Consider the following 17,973-nt stretch of genomic DNA (forward strand, 5'->3'; position numbering starts at 1 on the left):
TTGACATGCAGCCGGACGGCTGCATATAGTCAGACATGCAGCCGATCAGCTGCATGTTAGGAAGAAAGAGATGGACGAGGTATTCAAGGCACTGGCCGATCCGAGCCGACGCCTCCTGCTCGACAGCCTCAACGAGCGCAACGGGCAGAACCTGCAGGAGTTGTGCGCGCGACTATCGATGGCGCGGCAGTCGGTCAGCAAGCATCTTGCCGTCCTCGAAGCAGCCAACCTGGTCACCACCGTGTGGCGGGGGAGGGAAAAGCTCCACTACCTCAACGCAGAGCCGATCAATGCGATCGCCGATCGCTGGATCACTCAATACGACCGTGCGCGGGTACAGGCACTCGCGGACTTGAAAACAGCATTGGAGACCGAATCAATGAGCAGCAGTAAAGAATTCGTCTACACCACCTACATCCGCACCACGCCGGAGAAGCTGTGGCAAGCAATTACCGACCCCGCGTTCTCGCACCGCTACATGGGCCACGCGATGGTGTCCGACTTCCAGAAGGGATCGACGTACGCCTGGGAGGACCACGGGCTGAAGATCGAACACCCCGAACAGGTGATCCTCGAATCCGACCCGTATCGCCGGCTCGCCTTCACCTTCCACACGTTCGTCCCCGAACTCGCCACTGCCGTCGAACAACTCGACGAAGAGACCGTCGCCACGTGCGCGGCCGAACGGCGCTCGAAGGTATCCTTCGACCTCGAACCCGACGGCGACATGGTCAAGCTGACCGTGATCCACGACGACTTCGGCCCGGACAGCACGGTGCTCGGACTGATCTCCGGTGGCTGGCCGTGGAAGCTCTCCAACCTCAAAACCGCTCTCGAACAGTCATGACCGCGCAGCCCCGACTGGTCGATCGGGCCACGTTCCAGACCGAACTCGATGGGCTGCGAGTCCGCGAGAAAGCGCACACGCGTGAGGGAGACGCGATCGCCGCAGCGCGCCGACGACTGCCGATGGTCGAAGTGGACGCGACGACGCCGCTCGTCGGGCCCGCGGGAACCGTCACACTGCTCGACGTGTTCGACGGCCGCTCGCAGCTGATCGCGTACTACTTCATGTGGCACACCGGCCATCCCGCAGCCGAGCAATGCGAAGGGTGTACCTGGTGCACCACCCATGTCGCCGAGTTGTCCTATCTGCATTCCCGCGACATCACCTATGCCGTGCTGTGCCAGGGTCCGTTCGACGAGAGCAACCGCTACCGCGACTTCATGGGCTGGGAAATGCCGTGGTACTCGGCCCAGGATTCCCTCGAGACCCTGCTCGTCGGACGCCAGAAGGGCCTGATGCATCTGGTGTGCTACTTGCGCGACGGCGACCGCGTCTTCGAGACGTACTGGACGAACTACCGCGGTGTCGAGGCCATGGACTACAGCTTCGCTCTGATGGACCTCACCGTGTACGGACGCCAGGAAGCGTGGGAGGACTCGCCCCCCGACTGGCCGATACGCCCCGTTGCCAACAACAGCGAGCGAGTGCGCATGAATGGGCGCCCGATCGCACAGTGGTCGCGCCTGGAAGCCGGGCGTTCCGACGCGCTGCGATGAGTGAAGAAGGGAGACAAGGCAAATGCAAACACCACCAATTGTGTCGTCGCAAGAATGGGACGCGGCGCTCAAGCAGATGCTCGTAAAGGAAAAAGAAGTGCAACGGGCGCGTGATGCGCTGGCCGCGCAGCGCCGCCGAATGCCATGGACGCCAATAGAAAAGCAGTACACATTCGACGGACCCGACGGGAAGGCGAGCCTACTCGACCTGTTCGAAGGTAGACGCCAATTGATCGTCTACCGCGCGTTCATCGAACCTGGCACGGGCGACTGGCCCGAACATGGCTGCACGGGCTGCTCTTTGATGGCCGATCATGTACCCAACCTCGCCCACCTCAATGCTCGGAACACCACATTCGTCTACGCATCCCTCGCATCGCAGCCCGAACTCGAACGGATGAAGGCGAAGATGGGCTGGCACCACATCCCTTGGTACACAATGACCGACGATTTCGCCAAGGACTTCGGCGTCGACGACTGGCACGGCACGACGGCGTTCATCCGCGACGGCGACCGGGTGTTCAAGACGTACTTCATCAACGGCCGCGGGGATGAGGTGTTTGTCAACACCTGGAACCTCCTGGACATGACGGCCCTTGGACGCCAGGAGGATTGGGAAGACTCACCGGAGGGTTATCCACAGACCCCGCCGTACGAATGGTGGAGCTGGCACGACACCTACGCCGAGCACACCCCGTGGCGGTGGTTCGGCGATCCCGACCCTAATGACCCCAACGATCAGCGCCCGCCGCGCAAGGACAGCTAGGTGACGACCGCGGCGATCCGCGCGGCCACGTCGGCGGCCACTTCCAGCACGTCGGGATCCTCCGCCGCCAGATAGCGATCGTGAGTGCGGTCATATACCGCGCCTGCGATCGCTCCGTGGTCGGCGGCCAGCTCGACATATTCGACCGGCCACTCGTTGTCGTCAAGCGTCGCCGCGAACGACCGACTCACCTCGGCAGGCACCACATCATCGGCGGTGCCATGCAGCAGGGTGAACGCCGAGGGCTCCGGCGGCAACTTCGTCGGCAGCGGGGCCCCGGTGATCGGATTACGTGCAATGAACGCGCCGGCAAGGCAGATGGTATGGGCGACAGGCACATCGAGTCGGCGCGCGGATATGGCCAATCCGGCCGCTGCGGCACCACCCAGCGACCACCCGACCAGAACTAGCCCGCTGGAGCCGAGGCCCTCCCGCGTGAAATCAACCGATGCGAGCAAGTCGCTGCGTCCGCCGTCGTCGGCGTGTGAGTTCCAGTCCGGCACCGCCACTGTGAGCCCGTGACCGGCGACCAATTCGGCGAGCGGTCGCATCGCACCGCGGGCGTCGGTCTGCGCGCCGTGCCACATCAAGACAGAAGGCGCTCCCTCGCCGAACACATCGACGGCTCGGCCCGGGGCGTAATTCAGCGTCTGCATAGCCGGAGTCTGCCCACGCGACGCCGCCGTTAACCCCGCCGGCGGGTCTCCTGTGTGTAGGCGGCCCATGTCTGCGCCTCGCTGGGCAGTGGCAGGTAGGTGTGGCCGCATTCCAGGAGCCAGGCGCCAGGGCCAGCCATCCGGGTCAACCGGAAGCGATTGCAGTATCGACAGTGCGCCATGATCCAACTCCTTTCGTTCGGCGACGTGCTCGTGTGAAACCACGGTATGGAGCCGAAGGACCCGTCGAAACGGGCGATGAACCCCTCCTGCACGGGCGCACCCGGGGCGTTCGCGTGGGCGCGACGTTGGGGGATTAGGGGATGTTATTTAGTGCCGAAGATGCGGTCCCCGGCGTCGCCGAGACCCGGAAGGATGTAGCCGTGCTCGTCGAGTTGGCGATCGATCGCGGCCGTGTAGATCGGCACGTCGGGATGGGCGGTCTGCATGGCGTCAAGGCCCTCGGGACAGGTGAGCAGGCAGACGAACTTGATCGACTTCGGGCCGCATTCCTTCAGGCGGTCCACCGCTGCCACGGCTGAGTTACCCGTTGCCAGCATCGGATCGACCACCACCACGTCACGTTCCTGGAGTTCACCGGGCATCTTGAAGTAATACTCAACGGCAACAAGTGTTTTGGGATCGCGATACAGGCCAATGTGCCCGACGCGGGCCCCGGGCACCACGGTCAGCATGCCGTCCAAAATTCCGCTGCCTGCCCGCAGGATCGAGACGAACACCAGCTTCTTACCGTCGATGACCATTCCGGTGGTGCTTTCCAGCGGAGTGTCGATCTCTATTTCGTGCATCGGCATGTCCCTGAGCACCTCGTAGGCCATCAAGGCCGACAGCTCGTGCAAAAGCAACCGAAAACTATTGGTGGAGGCGTCTTTACGACGCATCAGGGTGAGCTTGTGCTGAACCAGGGGATGGTCGATCAGATGAACGCCTGCCATGGCTTCAGAAAACCGTCCCGTCGCTTACGACCGACAGTGGGGGACGACCGTCCCGCAGGCGCGCGGCGATCGCGCGGCCCGCTGCCCATGTTCCGCCTTCGAGCACGCACGCCAGCGGCATCTGCTCAGCGTTCACGCCCAGGCGCTCGCGCACCAGCGGGGCCAGTTCGTCCAGAAGCGCCACCGTCAGGGCTCGCCACTCCACCACCAGTTCATCGCCGACATTCCAGGGCTGCTCCGCCCAGCCCGGGTCGCGCAGCCGCAACACACCGGTGTCGAGCAGCAGGCCGCCATTGCGGTACTCAGGCAGGCCGGTCAACGCGTCCAGATTCTCGACGCGGACGCCCGCCCATTCGAAGGGCTCCAGTAGCGAGTACGTCAGCCACTGTGACAGCTTGTGGAACGGCATCCAACCCTGCGTCAGCCCCGGCCCGGGCAGCGCGTCATGGCGCCAGCAGTCGCCGAGCGCCTGGTCGCCAATGCTGTTGTCCGCCAACCAGATCCCTGAGAGCGACGCGAGCACCCGACTGAGAATGTCGTGCGCGGCGATCCTGTTTCCTTCAGTGAGGTCGAACAGATCACTCGGCCGACCGTGTGGGCCCAGCGCATCGCCAAGCCTGTGCAACACCGACACCCGACCGTCCACACCGACCAGCGGATTCGTGGGTCGGCACTGGAAGGCCTCGGCCAGCCGCTCGGCCGTCACGCCGCGTAGGCCGGCGGCATCCGCCTGCGACGGCCGCGCCGCATCGGTGGAGAAAAGTCCGCTGCAGAACGCGTGCCAGCTCGCCACACCCAGCCCCTCGGATCGGCTGAAGCGCTGCCCGGTAGAGGTCTCCAGGTATGACCAATCCGGCCCGGCACCTGCGTCAAGCAGCACGCTGACGACGGTCAGATCGACCATGGCCGGGCCGTCCAGCTCGGCCTTGCGCTGCACGCCGCCGGCCTCGAAGTGCCGCCAGCGGCTGTGAAACGGGATGTGCAGATCCGGGTAGCGCGCCAGGGTCAGGTCGGCGACTTCGGCCGCCGCCCCGGCCAAAGAGCCGTCGTCGACCTCGAACCAGGGGGAGTCGCCTGCCCGCGCGCGGTGCAACAGGAACCGCGCGCGCTCACGGATCGCAACGGTGCTGCGCAACACCGCCGCCGCGCCTGCCGGCTTGCTTGTGTCGTGCTCGACGTCGACGCCCGCGAGGCTCATCCGTCGAGCTCCCGGCCCTTGACCTTGCGCAGTTCCTCGATGTCGGGCACCGGCCCGGGGGTGAAATAGCCGGCCGCCATCTTGGCGTCGATTTCCACCCGCGCGTCGGCGGGGATCAAGTCGTCGGGGATGTTCACCCGTTCACCAACCTCGATTCCGGAACCGGTGATCGCGTCGTACTTCATATTGCTCATCGAGACCAGGCGGTGAATCTTGCGGATGCCCAGCCAGTGCAGTACGTCGGGCATCAACTCCTGGAACCGCATGTCCTGGACACCCGCCACGCACTCGGTGCGCGCGAAGTAGGCCTCGGCGGTATCGCCGCCGACTTGGCGCTTGCGGGCGTTGTAGACGAGGAACTTGGTCACCTCGCCCAGCGCGCGGCCCTCCTTGCGGGAATAGGCCACCAACCCGACGCCGCCACGCTGGGCGCCCAGGATGCACTCCTCGATGGCATGCGTCAGGTACGGCCGGCAGGTGCAGATGTCCGATCCGAATACGTCCGAGCCGTTGCACTCGTCGTGCACGCGCGCGGTCAATTCCACAGTGGGGTCACCCAGGTCGCGGCCGTTGCCGAAGATGTAGATGGTCTGTCCGCCGATCGGCGGCAGGAACACCTCGAGGTCCGAGCGTGTGACGAGTTCGGGATACATGCCGCCGGTCTCTTCGAACAGCACTCGGCGCAGATCCGTTTCGCTGCAGCCGAATCGGTGGGCCACCCCGGGCAGGTACCACACGGGCTCGACAGCCGCCTTGGTGACCAGCGCGGCACCGGTGGGCAGCAAGATCCGGCCGTCGGGGACCAGGCGTCCCTTCTGAACGGCGTCGATGACCTCCGGCACGATCACATGTGCCTTGGTGATCGCGATGGTCGGGCGGATGTCGTAGCCCTCGGCCAAGGCCGGAGCGAATACGTCGGCCACCATCGCACCCCACGGATCGAGGCTGACGATCTTCTCCGGCTCACTCCACTGCGGGTACGGGCCGATGATGTCGGTGGGCGACGTGTCGGTGAGGTCCGCCTTGTGCTGACGCGACAACGCGCCTGAGGCCACCGCCAACGCCCGGTACACGCTGTAGGACCCGCTGTGCGTGCCGATCACATTGCGATGGGCACGCGTGGTGGTTGTGCCGATGAGCGGTCCGCGCTCGGCCGCGGTCGGCGCACCCCAGCGAATCGGTGGGGCGTCAAGACCGCCGCTGTGAGACGTCAGGCGGATATGGCCGGAGGCGCTGTTCGACTTGGCAGGCGACGGCGCGGCGGCGCCAGGTTCAGCAGACATAGTCGTCCTCCGTCAAGAAGGCGCAAGCATATCCACTCTGCCTGCTCGCCGCTGTTCTTGCAGATGCGCAACCGGCGGCAAACAATACGCGTACCATCGGCACATGCTGCGGGAGGACCTCTCCGGCCGGTTCGACTACCTGTTCGAGCCGCTGGAAGTCGACAAGTCGGCCGGTGACGGACTCGACGAGGATCCCAGCGCGCCCGCAACGAACGCCGACGAGGGTCGCTGGTCGCGCCGAATAGTGCTGACGGGCGTCGTCGTAGCAACTCTTGCGGCGGCCGCCGCCACGGCGGTCGTAATGCTTCAGCCGGCCCAGCCCGCCCCGCCGATCGTCACGCCGACCGACGCCACACCAATCTCGACACCGATGTCGACACCGACATCTCCGGTACTGCCCAGCCCCACGCCCGCCGCGACGGAACCGCCGGTTCCCGTCTTGCCTGCGACGGTCAGTACCTCCGCGGCGCAGGCGCCGACTGCGACTCCGACCGGTCAGCAGCCACCACCACCGCAGCCTGCGGAGCAGCCGACCACCATTGCCACCGAGCCTGCCGCCACGATGCCGCCCGCCCCGACGACGCGCGCCCCGATCAGCGTCAGCCCCGAAACGCGCACGCCGTTTCCGAATCAGCCGACGCCCGGCAACAACAACCAACGCGGCGGGCTACTCGGCGGACTGCTTTAGCTGACGGCCCGCGACACACCGGTTCGCAGGAATCGCACAGCATTCCGGTCGCGCGAATCGGGCGACCGCGCTGATATTCTGCCAAGCGCCGGTAGGTATAACTGCTGGCAGCCTGACCCGAAACTGCAGAGTCCCTCACGAAAAGAGTTTTGTGCGCACCGGAGAGATCAAAGCCCTATCCGGCTTGCGCATCGTTGCTGCAGTGTGGGTGGTGTTGTTCCACTTCCGGCCGTGGCTCGAGGTTTCGGCGCCCGGCTTTCGATCAGCGCTCGCCCCGGTCATCAACTGCGGCGCACAGGGCGTCGACCTGTTCTTCATGCTCAGCGGGTTCGTGTTGACGTGGAACTATCTCGACCGGATGGGCGAGTCGTTCTCGATCAAGGCCACGCTGCACTTCTTGTGGCTGCGGCTGGCCAGGGTGTGGCCCGTTTACGTGGTGACCCTTCACCTCGCATTGGCGTGGATCATCTTCACGCTCTATGTCGGTCATCTGCCCTCACCGGTCGCAGACCAGCTCAGCGCCGTCAGCTATGCCCGTCAGGTGTTGCTCGTCCAGTTGTGGTTCCAGCCATTCTTCGACGGGTCGAGCTGGGACGGACCCGCCTGGTCAATCAGCGCGGAGTGGTTGGCGTATCTGCTGTTCGGGGTGTTGATTCTCGCGGTTTTCCGCATCTCGAGGGCGACCAGGGTCAGAGGCTTGCTATGGCTGGCCGTCGCCGCGTGCCTGCCACCCGCACTGCTCCTGCTGGCGACCGGTCACTTCTACACGCCATGGAGCTGGCTCCCTCGGATCGTCATGCAGTTCACCGCCGGCGCGCTGGCCTGCGCGGCGGTCCGCAAGATGGAGCTCTCGGACGCGGGCCGACGTCGAGCCGGCTACGTGTCGCTGGCGCTGTCCGTCGGCATCATCGGGATCCTGTACTTCCTCGACGCGCATCCAATCCCCAAGGTGTCGGACTCCAGCGGGCTCGTCGACGTGCTCTTCGTGCCGCTGGTGGCCTCATTGGCGGTCGGCATGGGCAGTCTGCCGAGGCTCCTGTCGACCCGAGTGATGGTGTACGGCGGGTACATCTCATTCAGCCTGTACATGGTGCACGAGTTGGTGCACACCGCGTGGAACTGGTTCACGGCGCAATTCGAGATCGTCCTGACGCCCGGCTGGTCGGCCAAGCTGATCATGGTTGGCGTGTTCGCCGTCGCGCTCCTCGGTGCGGTACTTCTGTACCACTTCGTCGAAGAACCGGCCCGCATCTGGATGCGCAGGATGGTCAAGGAGCGGCATCTTCCAGTTGCCGATCCGCACTCAGAGGCGCTCGACCCGGCGCAGAGCAAGCTGCAAACCATCCATGGCCCACGACAAGTGGCTGCCAACGCCGTCACCGCGCGCGCGGGCTGAGTCATGATACAGAGCCCAATTCCGCTGTCCGCGATGACAATGCAGCAATTGAATAACGCCTTGCGCACGATTTCGTCCGCGCAGGCGTTTTTGGAAATTGGGCCGTAAGCTGTTCCGGTGAGTCGTCTGGTCACGTTCGCGGTCGCGATCGCTCTGCTCATCGGCCTTGTCAATGCCGGATCAACAACGGTGAGGCACAACGACATAGTGTCGTCGGACGCCTCGCTGAACCGCATCGCAGTGGTCGGGGACTCGTATACGACCGGTGGCGAACTCGGCGGGCTCGGCTCGAAAGGCTGGACCACTCGGGCCTGGCAGCTGTTGGCGCGCCAAGGCATAGCGGTTGCTCCCGACGTGGCCGCCGAGGGGGGAGCGGGGTACGGCACCCGCGGAAATCACGGCAGCGTGTTCGAGGACCTCACCGCCGACGTCGTCAAGCCCGACGATGCGCTGGTGGTGTTCTTCGGCTCCCGCAACGACCAAGGCGTCGACCCGACGCAGCTGTCGGTCCTGGCGTGGGGCACTTACCAATTGGCCCGTCGCACAGCGCCATCGGCTAAATTCCTGGTGATCGGACCGCCGTGGCCGACGGCTGACCCGCCTGACGCTGTACTGCGGATCCGCGATGCCCTCAAATACCAGGCCGGCGTCGCGGGCGCGACGTTCATCGACCCGATCGCCCAGGGTTGGTTCGTCGGCAGGCCCGAGTTGATCGGCAAGGACGGTGTGCACCCGACCGACGCGGGCCACGCCTACATGGCCGAGAAGATCGCGCCGCTGATCGGCGCACAGCTGGCCCGACAGATTTAGAAAGAACAACACCCCGCAAGCCGGATTGACTTGCGGGGTGCTGTCTTTGGTTGATCAGGCCAGGTCGAACCGGTCGTTGTTCATGACCTTGACCCACGCGGCGACGAAGTCCTCGACGAACTTGTCCTTGCTGTCGTCCTGCGCGTAGACCTCGGCGATGCCACGAAGCACGGAGTTCGAACCGAACACCAGGTCGTTGGCGGTGGCCGTCCACTTGATCGCACCCGACGAACGGTCCCGTCCCTCGTACACGTTCTCCGACGTTTCCGACGGCTTCCATTCGGTGCTCATGTCGAGCAGATTGAGGAAGAAGTCGTTGGACAGAACGCCCGGCCTGTCGGTGAACACGCCGTGCTTGCTACCGCCGTGGTTCACATTCAGCGCGCGCAATCCACCGATCAGCACGGCCAATTCAGGAGCCGTCAGGTTGAGCATGTAGGCCCGCTCGACCAAAAGCTGCTCCAGCGGCGCCTTCTCACCCGGCCGCGAGAAGTTGCGGAAGCCGTCCGCGCGCGGTTCGAGCACCGCGAACGAGTCCACGTCGGTCTGCTCCTGCGACGCGTCGGTGCGGCCTGGTGCGAAGTGCACGTCGATCTCGAAGCCGGCGTCGCGCGCCGCCTTCTCGACCGCCGCGGAGCCACCGAGCACGATCACGTCGGCCAGCGAAACCTTCTTGCCGCCAGTTGCCGAGCTGTTGAAGTCCTGCTGGATCCTCTCGAGCACAGGCAGCACCTGAGCCAGCTCCGAAGGCTCGTTGGCCTCCCAGTTCTTCTGCGGCTCAAGGCGAATCCGCGCACCGTTGGCGCCACCGCGCTTGTCCGTGCCGCGGAAACTGGAGGCCGACGACCACGCCGTCTTGACCAACTGCTGCACGGTCAGGCCGGAGTCGAGCAGCTTGGCCTTCAGCGACGCGACGTCAGACTCGTCGATCAGCTCATGATCGACGGCAGGCACCGGGTCCTGCCACAGTTGCGGCTCTGCGACCCAGGGACCGAGGTAGCGCTCGATCGGACCCATGTCGCGGTGCATCAGCTTGTACCACGCCTTGGCGAACGCCTCGTTGAGCTCCTCAGGATGCTCGAGCCAGCGCCGGGTGATCTCGCCGTAGATCGGGTCGACCCGCATCGAGATGTCGGTGACGAGCATCGTCGGCTTGCGGTTCGGACCGCCGAACGGGTCGGGAATCGTCGCCTCGGCGTCCTTGGCCTCGAACTGCCAGGCACCGGCCGGGCTCTTGGTCAGCTCCCACTCGTGGCCGTAGAGGATTTCGAGGTACGCGTTGCTCCACTTCGTCGGCGTGTTGGTCCACACCACCTCCAAGCCACTGGTGATCGTGTCACCGGCCTTGCCGGAGCCGAACGGGCACTTCCAGCCCAGGCCCTGCTGCTCGATGGGGGCGCCCTCGGGTTCGGGCCCCATGCCGTCGTCGGGGCCCGCGCCGTGCGTCTTGCCGAGAGTGTGGCCGCCGACGATCAGCGCCGCGGTCTCCTCGTCGTTCATCGCCATCCGGCCGAACGTCTCGCGGATGTCATGCGCGGCTGCCAGCGGATCCGGCTTGCCTTCCGGCCCTTCGGGATTGACGTAGATCAGGCCCATGGTGGTGGCGCCGAACGGCTCGGCCAGCTTGCGATCGCTGTCGTTGGTCCCGCCATAGCGCTGGTCGGTGCCGAGCCAGGTGTCTTCCTGGCCCCACAGCATCTCCTCGGGCTCCCAGATGTCCTCGCGGCCGAACGCGAACCCGAACGTCTTGAAGCCAGCCGACTCGAGCGCGGCGTTTCCGGCGTAGGCGATCAGGTCGGCCCAGGAGATCTTGTTGCCGTACTTCTGCTTCACCGGCCACAGGAGCCGACGCGCCTTGTCCAGGTTCGCGTTGTCGGGCCAGCTGTTGAGCGGGGCGAAGCGCTGCGCGCCCTGCCCGGCGCCGCCGCGGCCGTCGAAGATCCGGTAGGTGCCGGCCGCGTGCCAGCTCATCCGGATGAACAGGCCCGCGTAGCTGCCGTAGTCGGCAGGCCACCAGTCCTGCGAGGTGTTGACCACCTCGATGACGTCGCGCTTGAACGCCTCGACGTCGAGCTTCTTGAACTCCTCGGCGTAGTTGAAGTCCTCACCGAGCGGGTTGCCTTTCTCGTTCTGCTTGTGCAGCACGGAAACGTCGACCTGCTCCGGCCACCAATCCCTGTTGGTCAGCGGAGCGTGCGTCTTCGGCTTCGGCGAATCGATAGCCGGGTTCTCGCTCTCGCTATGACTAGCCGTCTTGGCGTCGTCGTGCGGTGGGCGAGCGTCAGATGTATCAGATGACACAGCATTCCTTCCGGGGGTGGGTGTTACGGGCTGTGATCACGGGTGTGATCGCGCTGTTTGGGAAGCCGAGCAGTCGGGGCACAGCCCCCAGTAGATGACTTCGGCCTCGTCGAGCACGAAGCCGTCCAACGCGCCTTCGTGGTCTGACGGAGTAAGGCACGGTGCCTCTCCGACCGCGCAGTCGACGTCGGCGATGACGCCGCACGACCGACAGACCACATGGTGGTGGTTGTCGCCGACGCGCGACTCGTATCGGGCGACGGAGCCCGACGGCTGGATTCGCCGGACCAACCCGGCTGCGGTCAACGCGGCGAGCACGTCATATACCGCCTGCCGCGACACGTCCGGCAAGCCCGACCGGACTGCGCCGAAGATCGACTCGGTGTCGGCATGCGGATGGGCGTGGACCGCTTCGAGCACCGCCAGGCGAGGGCGGGTCACCCGTAGATCAGCGGCACGTAGCTGATGCGCGTAATCGGGTGCCGGGGCCACGGCACCCAATATCGTCGCTTTTCTGGAACCAGTCAAGTCTTTCCGACGATGATTTCGCGAGTCGCGGCCAAGAAAGAATCGCGTCGATTCCATGGCTCCCACAGCGGACGTAGATACGGCATGGTGACCACAACATTTGCTGCACGCGAATCATACGGGCGCGCAAGGAATGACCGCGCGCCGACACATTCGACGTCCGTTTGGAAGGCATGCCATGGCCCTACTCGCCCCGCCGGCGCCCGTCGTCGCGCCGTCGCGTCCGCGCGACATATTTCTGCCTGGCGATGCCCGGCGACAGTCCCGGCTCGGTAGCCTGCGACGCCGACTGCGCTGGCCGCTGGGGATCTACACCACCCCGGTGGCAATCGTGTTTCTCTGGGAGATCCTCGCCCGGTCTGGTGTCCTCAAGCCGACGTACGCGCCCGCGCCATCCGACATCTTCAGCACGACCGTGGAACTGTGGCAGGACGGCGTACTCGGTCCCGATTTGACGATTTCATTGCAGCGGGCCGGGATTGGCCTCGGACTCGGCCTGGTCATCGGAATCGTGAGCGGCGTGCTCGGCGGCTTCCTGCGTACGGGCGAGTATCTGTTCAACGGTGTTGCACAGATACTCAACACGATCCCGCTGCTCGCGGTGTTACCGCTGTTTGTGGTGTGGTTCGGCATCGACGAACTGACGAAGGTCTTGTTGATTGCGTTCGGTGCCGGGGTGCCGATGTACCTGAACCTCTTCGCGGCGATCCGTGGCGTCGACCAACGCCTCATCGAAATGGCCCGCACCACCGGGGCGGGTCCATGGCGCATTGTCACCCGCGTGCTCGTACCCGGCGCGCTGCCCGGTTTCCTTGTCGGCCTACGCTTTTCACTGGCCTACAGCATCTTGGGCCTGGTCGCAGCGGAGACCGTCAACGCCGACGAGGGCCTCGGATTCTTGATCACTCAAGCCCAGACATATCTGCAGACCGACAAGGTTTTCGTCGGCCTGGTGATCTACTCGATTCTCGGCCTGCTGGCCGACCAGTTGGTCCGGATTCTCGAGCGGGTGCTGTTGCGGTGGCGGCCAAGCTATGAGGCGCGATGACCACCGCGCTGGGCACGCAGACGGGCGTCGTCGTCGAGCAGGTCGTCCGCAGATTCGGCGAACGCCTCGTCCTGGACCACCTCGACCTCGTCATCGACCACGACGAACTCGTCGTCCTCCTCGGGCCGTCCGGATGCGGTAAGAGCACCCTGCTTCGCCTGCTGGCGGGGTTGGACAAGCCAGACGGCGGTCGCATCGAGGTGCCCGTCAACCGTGCGATCGTGTTCCAGGGCGACCGACTACTGCCGTGGCAACGTGTGCTGCGCAACGTCACGTTGGGCCTGCGCGGCCCAGACGCCGACGAGCGGGCGCGCAAGGCACTCGCGGAAGTGAACCTTTCGGATCGTGAAAAGGCTTGGCCCAAGCAGCTTTCCGGCGGGGAAGCTCAGCGCGTCGCGTTGGCCCGCGCGCTGGTCACGCAGCCCGAGTTGGTGCTGCTCGACGAGCCGTTCGCAGCCCTTGACGCGATCACCCGGCTGAGAATGCATGATCTGGTGCGCGCGCTGCGCCGCCAGCACCACGCGTCCATGCTGCTCGTCACCCACGACGTCGACGAAGCCATCGCGCTTGCCGACCGCATCGTGGTGATGAGCAACGGACGTATCGGCGATGCGCATGCCGTCCACCTCTCAGCCGCCGAACGGGAGGCAAGCGTCGCTCGCGAAGAGTTACGCGCCGCGCTCTTGGTCGATCTCGGCCTCGCCAGCCGGCACTAATCCACTCACAGGAGAAGCTATGTCCCACAGATCTTTCCGTCTCACCGCCGCAGCTGCGCTGCTCACCGTGGCGAGTGTGCTTGCCGCCTGCTCTTCACCGAAAGGACCCGACGCACCACTGAGTAGCGCCGCGGGTTCGACGGCCGCCAACCACCCCGAGTGGAGCCAGTACACCTTCACCATCGGCGACAACGGCGGCGACGGTAACGAGGAACTGGCAAAGATCACGGGCGCGTTCAATGACGCGCCGTACAAGGTGAGGTTCGCTCGGTTCGACTACGGTCCACCACTCGTGCAGGCGGCGGCATCGGGCAATATCGACCTCGGGTCGGTGGGCGACGTTCCACCGATCACCGGCGCGGCAAAGCAATTCGGGTTCAAGATCATCGCCGTCCAGCGCGGTGCTGATGCCACCAAGGCGCCCGAGAACATCATCGTGCCGAAGGATTCGCCGATTCATACTCTCGCCGACTTGAAAGGCAATCGGATCGCGGTCCCGCAGGGCAGCTCCGCTCACGGCTTGGCGCTGCTTGCACTGAAGAGCGCAGGGCTGACGCCAAAAGATGTTGAGTTCGTCTACCTCAGCCCGGCCGCAGGCGGTACCGCCTTCAACACCGGCAAGGTGGACGCGTGGTCGATCTGGAACCCGCAATCCGCGCTCGCCGTCAAAGACGGCGCCCGGATCATCGCCAAGGGCGTGCCGCCTATCGACCAGGTCAACAACTACTACGTGGCCAGCGAGAAGTCGCTCAACGATCCAGTGCGGCGCGCTGCACTGGCCGACGTGCTCACCCGCGTCGCCCGCGAATTCAATTGGGCGCAGCAGAATCCGGACCAATACGCCAAGGCGATCGCCAAGGAGACCGGTGTTTCGCTCGAGGATGGGAGGGCGACCGTCGACGCGTATCCCTTCAAAATCACGCAGTTCCTACCCGAGGACCTGAAGGCTGAGCAGGCGCTGTCCGACGCGTTCTTCGAGGCCGGTGAACTCACGAAACAGGTCGACGTGAACACCATCGCCGACAACCTGCTGCCCGACGGCTTCGACAGCTCGAAGCTGACATGAGCGGACGTCGCGAGCTTCATCTCAACGCGTTCCTCATGGAGGCAGGCCATCATGAGGCGGCGTGGCGACTCCCGCAGAGCAATGCGCGCGCCGACTTCGACCTGAGGCACTGGATCGAATTGGCCCGACTGGCCGAAAATGCGAAGTTCGACTCGCTGTTCCTCGCCGACGGTCCGTCCTTGACGGGCACCGGTGCGTTCCGGCCACCAGGACAACTCGAGCCGCTGACCCTGCTGACCGCGCTGTCGCAACACACCAGCCGGATCGGTCTCATCGCCACGGTCTCGTCGACGTACAACGAGCCGTACAACCTGGCACGCAGGCTCGCATCCGTCGACCATGTCAGCGCCGGCCGGGCCGGCTGGAACATCGTCACCTCGGCTACGCCGGAGGAGGCTGCGAACTTCGGCCTCGATGACCGTCTCGATCATGCGTCCCGTTATGCGCGGGCTGATGAGTTCCTCACTGTTGCAAAAGCGTTGTGGGACAGCTGGGAACGCGACGCGGTCATCGGCGACAAAGCCTCGGGCCGGTATGCGGACGTGACGCGTTTGCATGCCATCGACCATCGCGGTGAATATTTCAAGGTCGCGGGCCCACTGAACGTGGAGCGGCCGCCGCAGGGTCATCCGCTGCTTGTGCAGGCGGGGTCCTCGGAGGATGGAAAGGGCTTCGCGGCGCGGCATGCGGAGGCGATCTTCACCGCACACCAAACCTACGAGCGGGCCGCCGACTTCTACGGCGACATCAAGGCACGCACGAAGGCCGCGGGTCGCGATCCCGATGGTGTGCTGGTGCTGCCGGGGATCGTCCCGATAATCGGTTCGACCGAGCGCGAAGCCCAGGAGTTGGCCCGGGAATTGGACGAGCTTCGGGTTCCAGAATACGGACTGTGGCAGTTGTCGAACATCCTCGAGGTCGACGCCTCGGAGTTCGACCTCGACAGTCCATTGCCCGCAACGGTTTTGGCGCGCCCGCACCTCGAAGGTGCACAGAGCCGGGCAGACCTGATCATCGAATTGGCGAACCGCGAAAGCCTGACTGTCCGCGAGACCCTGTCCCGGCTTGGGGGCGGACGCGGCCACTTCACCTTCGTCGGCACGCCAGACCAGGCCGTCGACACGATCGTCGCATGGTTCGAAGGTGGCGCGGCAGACGGATTCAACATCATGGCCGCCGCGCTACCGTCGGGACTGCAAACCTTCATCGACCACGTGCTGCCGATCCTGCGGCGAAAAGGACTGTTTCGCGAGGATTACGCGGGCACAACCCTGCGCGAGCACTACGGATTGCCGGTGCCCGTCAATCATTTTCACTGAGTAAGACGGCCGCTCGTTCGCGGAAGTAATGCCCTTCGTCCAAATCGTCGAGCAAGCCGACCTGCGTCGGCTGCCATCCCAACAATTCGCGCGTCTGCTCGCTCGACGCCGGGACGTCCAGCGAGAAGAACGTGCCAAGCCAACCGAAGTGATCGAGCGCCTTTTCCGCCGGAACCGAGGCGACGGGCACGCCGAGGTGCCGCCCGATGGCGGCCGCGATGTCGCGGACTGGAACCCCCTCGTCATCGATCGCGTGCAACCGAGCGCCCGAGGGTGCTGCCTCCAGTGCCAACCGAAACAGCCGAGCCGCATCGAGGCGATGCACGGAGGGCCAGCGGTTGGTGCCCTCACCGGGGTAGGCGGCGACGCCCTTCTCCCTGGCGATGTCGATCAAGCGCGGCACGAACCCGTGGTCGCCTTCACCATGCACCGAGGGTGGCAGTCGCAGCACTGAGACTCGCACCCCACGCGACGCGAACTCCAGCGCGGCGTGTTCGGAGAATCGGGGCGAGTCGGGCGAGGCAGCGTCGTCCTCCGTCATCGTCCGGCCAAGTCCGAAGCCGGCCAGCCCAGAGGTGACGACCAGCGGACGGTCCGATCCGGTCAGCACATCGCCGAGGGTGCCGATGGCGCGCCTGTCGAGTTCGGCGGCGCCGGCGTAGTCCGCGAAGTCGTGTTTGAAGGCCAGATGGATGACTCCGTCGGCGGACTGCGCACCCGCACGCAAACTCGCCATGTCCTCGAGATCGCCCAGGTGAACCTGCGCGCCCGCCGCCTCCAGCGCCCGAGCCGACGAGTCCGAGCGGGCCAGGCCGAGGACCTGATGACCTGCGGTGAGGAGCTCGGCAGTGACGGCCGAACCGACGAATCCGGACGCTCCTGTGACAAACACGCGCATTGCAACCTCCCATTGATGTCAGTAGCTGTCATCACGATAACGTCGATGACAGTCGCTGTCATTCCCATAAGATCGCGGAATGAGTCGGTGGGAGCCAAACGCCCGCGGTCGCCTCGAGGACGCGGCGCTGGATCTCTACACCGAGCGTGGGTTCGACCAGACGACGGTCGCGGAGATCGCCGAACGAGCGGGGTTGACCGAGCGAACGTACTTCCGACACTTCGCCGACAAACGGGAGGTGCTGTTCGGGGGGCAGGACGCGCTGATCCAGTTGATCACGACGCACATAGCCGAAGCCCCTGACTCGGCATCACCGATCGATATGGTGCGTGGCGCACTGCGTGGGGTCGGCGACATGCTTGCGGATCGCCGGGCGCACGCCCGTCGACGCCAAGCGGTCATCAACGCCAATCCCGGCCTGCAGGAGCGTGAGTTGATCAAGTTGGCTTCGCTCTCCGCTGCGATGGCGGAGGGTTTGCAACGCCGCGGCGTGGCGGAACGGACCGCAGCGCTCATTGCCGAAACGGCGATCGCGGTCTTCAAAGTGGCCTTCGCACGGTGGCTGGACGCCGGACGGGACAGCGACCTCAGCGAAGTCATCGGCGACTCGCTCGAAGACCTGAAGGCACTGACCGCCGGCGCATGACGACCGGCGTCGCTCACGTCTGAATTTGTCCCGGTTACACCAGTCCAAACCGGGGTGCCAAGAGCCGTCGGTGTTTGCCCATCATCGGAGACCGAATTCCGTTGACAACACAGGCAGTTCGCAGACTCGCTGAAC

The 17,973-nt window shown here is 65.0% G+C and carries 18 protein-coding genes; 11 read left to right on the forward strand and 7 right to left on the reverse strand.

What is annotated here, in order from left to right:
• Window positions 1-70 precede the first annotated feature (70 nt).
• The 3 genes from GGC64_RS12410 to GGC64_RS12420 are packed head-to-tail and all read left to right on the forward strand — an operon-like array spanning window position 71 to window position 2,329.
• Window positions 71-847, forward strand: a complete 777-nt coding sequence (locus GGC64_RS12410; RefSeq protein ID WP_192722818.1) for a metalloregulator ArsR/SmtB family transcription factor — start codon at window positions 71-73, stop codon at window positions 845-847.
• Entirely contained in the window at window positions 844-1,563 is a 720-nt protein-coding gene (locus GGC64_RS12415; protein ID WP_192722819.1) for a DUF899 family protein, read from the forward strand. The genes GGC64_RS12410 and GGC64_RS12415 overlap by 4 nt, the downstream gene beginning before the upstream one ends.
• A gap of 22 nt (window positions 1,564-1,585) precedes the next feature.
• A complete protein-coding gene (locus GGC64_RS12420) occupies window positions 1,586-2,329 on the forward strand; it encodes a DUF899 domain-containing protein (RefSeq protein ID WP_192722820.1) in 744 nt (247 codons plus the stop codon).
• On the opposite strand, the gene GGC64_RS12425 is transcribed toward GGC64_RS12420, so the two are convergent.
• The 4 genes from GGC64_RS12425 to GGC64_RS12440 all read right to left on the reverse strand — a co-directional run bounded on the left by GGC64_RS12425 (window position 2,326) and on the right by GGC64_RS12440 (window position 6,422).
• Window positions 2,326-2,985: an alpha/beta fold hydrolase gene (locus GGC64_RS12425; RefSeq protein ID WP_192722821.1), complete on the reverse strand. Its 660-nt coding sequence runs from the start codon at window positions 2,983-2,985 to the stop codon at window positions 2,326-2,328. The genes GGC64_RS12420 and GGC64_RS12425 overlap by 4 nt on opposite strands.
• 326 nt (window positions 2,986-3,311) lie before the next feature.
• Window positions 3,312-3,941: a uracil phosphoribosyltransferase gene (gene upp / locus GGC64_RS12430; RefSeq protein ID WP_192722822.1), complete on the reverse strand. Its 630-nt coding sequence runs from the start codon at window positions 3,939-3,941 to the stop codon at window positions 3,312-3,314.
• Between the two features lie 4 nt (window positions 3,942-3,945).
• Complete coding sequence (locus tag GGC64_RS12435) at window positions 3,946-5,139, reverse strand: URC4/urg3 family protein (RefSeq protein ID WP_192722823.1); 1,194 nt, start codon at window positions 5,137-5,139, stop codon at window positions 3,946-3,948.
• The gene (locus GGC64_RS12440; RefSeq protein ID WP_192722824.1) at window positions 5,136-6,422 is read right to left on the reverse strand and encodes a GTP cyclohydrolase II; all 1,287 of its coding nucleotides are present in this window, start codon (window positions 6,420-6,422) and stop codon (window positions 5,136-5,138) included. The genes GGC64_RS12435 and GGC64_RS12440 overlap by 4 nt, the downstream gene beginning before the upstream one ends.
• 103 nt (window positions 6,423-6,525) lie before the next feature.
• Here GGC64_RS12440 and GGC64_RS12445 point away from each other — a divergent pair, with 103 nt between their 5' ends.
• The 3 genes from GGC64_RS12445 to GGC64_RS12455 all read left to right on the forward strand — a co-directional run bounded on the left by GGC64_RS12445 (window position 6,526) and on the right by GGC64_RS12455 (window position 9,316).
• Window positions 6,526-7,110, forward strand: coding sequence for a hypothetical protein (locus GGC64_RS12445; protein ID WP_192722825.1), 585 nt, complete (start codon window positions 6,526-6,528; stop codon window positions 7,108-7,110).
• 151 nt (window positions 7,111-7,261) lie between these two features.
• Window positions 7,262-8,506 (forward strand): acyltransferase, encoded by a 1,245-nt coding sequence (locus tag GGC64_RS12450; RefSeq protein WP_192722826.1) that lies wholly within the window; start codon window positions 7,262-7,264, stop codon window positions 8,504-8,506.
• A 117-nt stretch (window positions 8,507-8,623) separates the two neighbouring features.
• Window positions 8,624-9,316: a GDSL lipase gene (locus GGC64_RS12455; RefSeq protein WP_192722827.1), complete on the forward strand. Its 693-nt coding sequence runs from the start codon at window positions 8,624-8,626 to the stop codon at window positions 9,314-9,316.
• Between the two features lie 54 nt (window positions 9,317-9,370).
• On the opposite strand, the gene katG is transcribed toward GGC64_RS12455, so the two are convergent.
• Both katG and GGC64_RS12465 read right to left on the reverse strand, forming a co-directional pair.
• A complete protein-coding gene (gene katG / locus GGC64_RS12460; RefSeq protein ID WP_192722828.1) occupies window positions 9,371-11,617 on the reverse strand; it encodes a catalase/peroxidase HPI in 2,247 nt (748 codons plus the stop codon).
• A gap of 36 nt (window positions 11,618-11,653) precedes the next feature.
• Window positions 11,654-12,109 carry a Fur family transcriptional regulator gene (locus GGC64_RS12465; RefSeq protein WP_192722829.1) on the reverse strand — a complete coding sequence of 152 codons (456 nt, stop codon included), beginning with the start codon at window positions 12,107-12,109 and terminating at the stop codon, window positions 11,654-11,656.
• Window positions 12,110-12,323: 214 nt separating this feature from the next.
• Between GGC64_RS12465 and GGC64_RS12470 the strand changes: the two genes are divergently transcribed.
• The 4 genes from GGC64_RS12470 to GGC64_RS12485 are packed head-to-tail and all read left to right on the forward strand — an operon-like array spanning window position 12,324 to window position 16,294.
• A complete protein-coding gene (locus GGC64_RS12470) occupies window positions 12,324-13,193 on the forward strand; it encodes an ABC transporter permease (RefSeq protein ID WP_192722830.1) in 870 nt (289 codons plus the stop codon).
• Window positions 13,190-13,909, forward strand: coding sequence for an ABC transporter ATP-binding protein (locus GGC64_RS12475; RefSeq protein ID WP_192722831.1), 720 nt, complete (start codon window positions 13,190-13,192; stop codon window positions 13,907-13,909). Before GGC64_RS12470 ends, GGC64_RS12475 begins: the two co-directional genes overlap by 4 nt.
• Window positions 13,910-13,928: 19 nt before the next feature.
• A complete protein-coding gene (locus GGC64_RS12480; RefSeq protein WP_192722832.1) occupies window positions 13,929-14,975 on the forward strand; it encodes an ABC transporter substrate-binding protein in 1,047 nt (348 codons plus the stop codon).
• Window positions 14,972-16,294, forward strand: a complete 1,323-nt coding sequence (locus GGC64_RS12485) for an LLM class flavin-dependent oxidoreductase (RefSeq protein ID WP_192722833.1) — start codon at window positions 14,972-14,974, stop codon at window positions 16,292-16,294. Before GGC64_RS12480 ends, GGC64_RS12485 begins: the two co-directional genes overlap by 4 nt.
• Here the strand turns inward: GGC64_RS12485 and GGC64_RS12490 are convergent.
• Window positions 16,278-17,192 carry an SDR family oxidoreductase gene (locus GGC64_RS12490; protein ID WP_192722834.1) on the reverse strand — a complete coding sequence of 305 codons (915 nt, stop codon included), beginning with the start codon at window positions 17,190-17,192 and terminating at the stop codon, window positions 16,278-16,280. The two genes, GGC64_RS12485 and GGC64_RS12490, sit on opposite strands and share 17 nt — an antisense overlap.
• A gap of 79 nt (window positions 17,193-17,271) precedes the next feature.
• On the opposite strand from GGC64_RS12490, the gene GGC64_RS12495 reads away from it, so the two are divergent.
• Window positions 17,272-17,838, forward strand: a complete 567-nt coding sequence (locus GGC64_RS12495; RefSeq protein ID WP_192722835.1) for a TetR/AcrR family transcriptional regulator — start codon at window positions 17,272-17,274, stop codon at window positions 17,836-17,838.
• The last annotated feature ends 135 nt before the right edge of the window (window positions 17,839-17,973 follow it).

The sequence above is a fragment of the Mycobacterium sp. OAS707 genome (genome assembly GCF_014873705.1).
In the GTDB taxonomy this organism is placed as follows: Bacteria; Actinomycetota; Actinomycetes; order Mycobacteriales; family Mycobacteriaceae; genus Mycobacterium.

What these genes read in the sequence shown, in the direction of transcription:
- GGC64_RS12410 (WP_192722818.1), top strand. Translation starts at nt 71, where the DNA reads ATGGACGAGGTATTCAAGGCACTGGCCGATCCGAGCCGACGCCTCCTG.
- GGC64_RS12415 (WP_192722819.1), top strand. Translation starts at nt 844, where the DNA reads ATGACCGCGCAGCCCCGACTGGTCGATCGGGCCACGTTCCAGACCGAA.
- GGC64_RS12420 (WP_192722820.1), top strand. Translation starts at nt 1,586, where the DNA reads ATGCAAACACCACCAATTGTGTCGTCGCAAGAATGGGACGCGGCGCTC.
- GGC64_RS12425 (WP_192722821.1), bottom strand. Translation starts at nt 2,985, where the DNA reads ATGCAGACGCTGAATTACGCCCCGGGCCGAGCCGTCGATGTGTTCGGC.
- upp (WP_192722822.1), bottom strand. Translation starts at nt 3,941, where the DNA reads ATGGCAGGCGTTCATCTGATCGACCATCCCCTGGTTCAGCACAAGCTC.
- GGC64_RS12435 (WP_192722823.1), bottom strand. Translation starts at nt 5,139, where the DNA reads ATGAGCCTCGCGGGCGTCGACGTCGAGCACGACACAAGCAAGCCGGCA.
- GGC64_RS12440 (WP_192722824.1), bottom strand. Translation starts at nt 6,422, where the DNA reads ATGTCTGCTGAACCTGGCGCCGCCGCGCCGTCGCCTGCCAAGTCGAAC.
- GGC64_RS12445 (WP_192722825.1), top strand. Translation starts at nt 6,526, where the DNA reads ATGCTGCGGGAGGACCTCTCCGGCCGGTTCGACTACCTGTTCGAGCCG.
- GGC64_RS12470 (WP_192722830.1), top strand. Translation starts at nt 12,324, where the DNA reads ATGGCCCTACTCGCCCCGCCGGCGCCCGTCGTCGCGCCGTCGCGTCCG.
- GGC64_RS12475 (WP_192722831.1), top strand. Translation starts at nt 13,190, where the DNA reads ATGACCACCGCGCTGGGCACGCAGACGGGCGTCGTCGTCGAGCAGGTC.
- GGC64_RS12480 (WP_192722832.1), top strand. Translation starts at nt 13,929, where the DNA reads ATGTCCCACAGATCTTTCCGTCTCACCGCCGCAGCTGCGCTGCTCACC.
- GGC64_RS12485 (WP_192722833.1), top strand. Translation starts at nt 14,972, where the DNA reads ATGAGCGGACGTCGCGAGCTTCATCTCAACGCGTTCCTCATGGAGGCA.
- GGC64_RS12490 (WP_192722834.1), bottom strand. Translation starts at nt 17,192, where the DNA reads ATGCGCGTGTTTGTCACAGGAGCGTCCGGATTCGTCGGTTCGGCCGTC.
- GGC64_RS12495 (WP_192722835.1), top strand. Translation starts at nt 17,272, where the DNA reads ATGAGTCGGTGGGAGCCAAACGCCCGCGGTCGCCTCGAGGACGCGGCG.